Source organism: Flavobacteriales bacterium, from assembly GCA_019694795.1.
GTDB lineage: Bacteria > Bacteroidota > Bacteroidia > Flavobacteriales_D > UBA2798 > UBA2798.
This window is the reverse complement of record JAIBBF010000106.1, coordinates 1-4,735: the sequence shown is the minus strand read 5'-3', so window position 1 is coordinate 4,735 and position 4,735 is coordinate 1. Positions and strand designations below refer to the sequence as shown.

Here is a 4,735-nt window from a genome sequence, read left to right as displayed (position 1 = left end):
TATATCGGTACGGCTTATAGCTGGTCATTAGGATTTAGTTTGGCGGGTATTTGTATGCTGTTGGGATTAACCCTGTTTATGTTTACGCAGAAATCATTGGGACCAATCGGATTAACGCCTAAACCGGAAATTTTCGAAAAGAAAACAGCTGGTGTTTCTAAAGGTTTCTTTTACTTTTTCGGAACATTATTGTTTGTGCCTTTATTTTTCAGCCTGATTTATTATCCGATGGAATTCAATATGACTTCCCTCTTCGGAACACATAAAACGGTCCATTTTACAGGCGATGCCAATGCAGCAACCTTTAGCGGAAAATTAATGGCCGACTCTGTTTTTGTCCCTAATGCCAACATCGCTTTAGTGGATGAAAACAAAAAAACCATCGGAACGGCCACCACCAATGCAGAAGGAAAATTTGAACTCAGCGGTATCAATACTTCTGTAGTTTCTCACCTCGAATTGCAGGAAGGAACGATTGGAAATAAAATCCTTTTTAATAACGAAAAAGGAACCGAAAAAGAAATAAACATCAACGATAGTGGTGCCTTCAATATCATCAATAAGTACATCGTTCAATTGGTGGATTTAATCTTCCTGATTGTAGCCATTATTGTAATTGCTTATTTATTTATAGAAATCAGAAAATGCGAACGGGCCGAAGCCAGAAAATTGGTGGCTGCTTCGATCCTTATTTTCTTCTCCTTTATTTTCTGGTCCTTTTTTGAACAAGGAGGAGGATCGCTGAATTATTTTGCCATCGGAAATGTGCAAAGTCATGGTTTAAACATGACCTCGGTAAACAACTCCGTAAACGCATTGTATGTTATTCTATTCGCTCCTTTGGTTGGACTATTATGGCTTGCACTTGCTAAGCGAAAAGCAGAACCAAACACTGTTGTAAAATTCGGATTAGGATTTGTGTTTCTTGGAATTGGATTCCTGGTGTTTTTCATGAGTAAATTTTATGCGAATAAAGACGGAATGGCACCTTTAAGCTTGTTCGTTTTAGCCTATCTCATCACCACCATTGGTGAATTATGTTTATCGCCAATTGGACTGTCAATGATTACCAAATTATCGCCTAAACGCTTATATGGAGTTATGATGGGGACCTGGTTCCTCGCTAGTGCTTATGGTCAATACGGCGCGGGACTAATTGGTTCGGCTTTAGCTTCCGACGAATCCGGTAAAAACCTGACCAACGTTGAGAAACTGGAGCAATACACGTCCGGATATGAGATGATCGGATATATTTCACTGGCAGCCGGGGTCCTTATGATCCTGCTTTCACCTGTTATCCGCAAATTGATGGCTGAAGTCAAATAATTGAATTCCAACACTTAAAAAAAAGCCCTGAATTTAGTTTCAGGGCTTTTTTTGTTTTCATCGGTCGAAATCGAGCAGTAAGCGAAATAGGGCTTTGTCAATTCATCGAAACTTCTAAATTAGCGCACCCAAAAAAAGCCTCATGATAAGAAAATCGCTTTTATTCAGTTCTGCCGTGTTGTTGAGCATGTGTTCACCGAAAGCAGAAGAAAATAAAGAAGGTGCAACATCCGACTCTACTAAGGTAGCCACCATCGAACACACACATCTAAATGTAAAAGATGAACACAGTTTTTCGAATGTGGATAAAGTTTATTCAACATCACTTTTCCTCGATATTACAATTGATTTTGATAAAAAACAGTTAAACGGAAGTGCCAATTACGATATCGTAAACAAAGGCGCAGACACTGCCATTTTCGATAGCAAATACATTAACATTCAAAAAGTATTGGTGGATGATCAGGAAGTAAAATTTGCCATGGGAACGGAAGATGAATTGTTAGGATCTCCCATTTTTATTCCCATTACCAAAGAGGCGAAAAAAATCTCGATTTTCTATAACACAACCGATAAATGTGAGGCGCTTCAATGGTTAAGTCCCGCACAAACTGCAGGTAAAAAACACCCTTATCTTTTCACCCAGGGTGAAGCTATCTTAACCAGAACATGGATTCCTATTCAGGATACACCAGGAAACAGAATTACCTATAAGGCAAAAGTTAAAGCACCAAAAGAACTGATGGTGGTAATGAGTGCTAAAAACCCAACTGAAAAAACAGCAGATGGCGTTTACGAATTCGAAATGAATCAACCGATTCCTTCTTACCTCATCGCTTTAGCAGCAGGAGATATTTCATTTAAAACATTAGGTAACCGCACCGGTGTTTATACTGAACCTTCCATGCTCGATAAATGTGCAAATGAGTTGGTGGACACAGAAAAAATGCTGGAAGCAGCTGAGCGTTTATATGGTCCATACAAATGGGAACGTTATGATATTATCGTTCTTCCTCCTAGTTTTCCTTTTGGAGGAATGGAAAATCCGCGTTTAACTTTCGCAACTCCAACCATTATTGCCGGCGACCGTTCTTTAACTAGTCTTATTGCACACGAAATGGCGCACAGCTGGTCGGGTAATCTGGTAACCAACGCTACCTGGAACGATTTCTGGTTGAATGAAGGATTTACCGTTTATTTCGAACGCCGTATTATGGAAGAATTATACGGAAAAGAATATGCAGAAATGCTTGCTCAATTGGGCTATCAGGACTTACTCGACGAAGTTGAAGGACTTGCAGGAAATCCGGACGATACCAAATTAAAACTCGATTTGTCGGACCGCAATCCAGACGATGCGATGTCGGAAATCGCTTATGAAAAAGGAGCGTTCTTCCTTCGTATGCTCGAAGAAGCTGCAGGAAGAGAAAAATTTGATGTGTTCCTGAAAAATTACTTCACCGAACACGCATTCCAGCCCATGACAACCGACATCTTCCTTGAGTACCTCGACAAAAATCTGGTAAAAAAATACAACCTTACCGTAAATGTAGATGAGTGGGTAAACGGAAGAGGAATTCCTTCCAACATCACCATGGTGAGCTCTGCCAAATTTAAAGCAGTGGATGCAGCTATTGGACAATGGACAACCGGAACTCCAGCTGCAAAATTAACCACCGCTGATTGGTCGACCCACGAATGGATGCACTTCCTGAAAAATTTGCCCCAGGTATTGAACAATGCACAAATTAAGGACCTCGATAATGCCTTCCATTTCACCAAATCGGGCAATGCTGAAATTGCATGTTTATGGTTCCAAATCACCATTACCAGTGGTTACAAAGATGCAAATCCGGAAATTGAAAAATTCCTTACCACGGTTGGTCGCCGCAAATTCCTTACTCCATTATACAAAGCACTTGTACAAAGTGAAGAAGGAAAAAAATTAGCATTGAAAATTTACAATCAGGCACGTCCGGGATATCACTATGTATCCACATCAACCATCGATCGCATCGTTGGATATCAGGAAAAGAAATAAAGCTTTTCGAATATAACACCAGTTAAAGCAAAAAAAAGATCCGTTGTAATGACGGATCTTTTTTTTTGTGCAATTAGTTTATTTCTTAAATGCAAGAACCGTAGTTCGAATAATGGAAACACATTCCATCAATTGCTCTTCGTTCATCACCAGTGGTGGTGCAAAACGAATGATATTACCATGCGTAGGTTTGGCTAACAGACCATTTTCAGCAAGTTTAAGGCACAAATCCCATGCTGTGGTACTATCAGGAGTATCGTTAATTACAATAGCATTTAACAAGCCTTTTCCGCGGACTAAAGTTATCAGACTACTTTCGGCGATCAACTTCTCCATTTCCGCCCTGAAAATTTTTCCGAGACGGCGGGCATTACTGATCAGATTCTCATCCACCACTACTTCCAGCGACTCAATAGCCACTTTACAAGCCAATGGATTTCCGCCAAAGGTAGAGCCGTGCTGACCAGGCTTAATGACCATCATAATTTCATTATCGGCCAAGACTGCAGAAACAGGATACACTCCACCAGCCAGCGCTTTTCCGAGAATAAGAACATCAGCTTTAAAATAAGTATCCGGCTGACGTTGACATGATTTTTCGCAATTACAATTCCCGCAAGTGGCCAGCATGCTACCAGTGCGTGCAATGCCGGTTTGAATTTCGTCTGCAATAAACAATACATTCTTTTCTTTACACATGCGGTAAGCCTTGTGCAAATAATCAGTATCCGGAACTTTTACACCCGCTTCACCTTGAATAGGCTCAACCAAAAATCCGGCAACATTCGGGTTTTGTAAAATAGTTTCTAATGCCAATAAATCATTGTAAGGAATAGAAACGAAACCACCCGGAAAGGGACCGAAATTATTTTTTGAATCGGCATCGCTCGAGAATGAAACAATAGTAGTTGTTCTTCCATGAAAATTACTTCCACAAACCACAATAACGGCTTCATTGGCAGGAATGCCTTTTTTCTCATACGACCATTTACGGCAAATTTTTATGGCTGTTTCAACTGCTTCGGCGCCGGTGTTCATAGGCAATACCTTATCATAACCAAAAAATTCGGTTACGTATTTTTCATATACACCTAAAACATCATTGTAAAATGCACGAGAAGTGAGGGTCAGCTTTTCAGCCTGATCTTTAAGTGCTCCAATAATCCTCGGATGGCAATGTCCCTGGTTAACGGCAGAATAGGCAGATAAAAAATCGAAATATTTTTTCCCGTTTACATCCCACACATACACCCCTTCTCCTCGATCCAAAACCACCGGTAAAGGATGGTAATTGTGAGCACCATGCTCATCTTCCAAATGCATTAACTCCTCGGCAGTGTATTTACTTTCCATAGTACTAATCATAAA

3 protein-coding genes are annotated in these 4,735 nt (G+C 40.3%); 2 read left to right on the top strand and 1 reads right to left on the bottom strand.

All coding sequences use genetic code 11. The features are described from left to right. A partial coding sequence (locus tag K1X56_14860) for an oligopeptide:H+ symporter (protein ID MBX7095999.1) occupies window positions 1-1,326 on the top strand: 1,326 nt, incomplete at its 5' end. 142 nt (window positions 1,327-1,468) lie between these two features. Then, window positions 1,469-3,367 carry a M1 family metallopeptidase gene (locus K1X56_14855; GenBank protein MBX7095998.1) on the top strand — a complete coding sequence of 633 codons (1,899 nt, stop codon included), beginning with the start codon at window positions 1,469-1,471 and terminating at the stop codon, window positions 3,365-3,367. Between the two features lie 78 nt (window positions 3,368-3,445). Here K1X56_14855 and rocD read toward each other — a convergent pair whose 3' ends face one another. After that, complete coding sequence (gene rocD, locus K1X56_14850) at window positions 3,446-4,720, bottom strand: ornithine--oxo-acid transaminase (GenBank protein MBX7095997.1); 1,275 nt, start codon at window positions 4,718-4,720, stop codon at window positions 3,446-3,448. Between the last annotated feature and the right edge of the window lie 15 nt (window positions 4,721-4,735).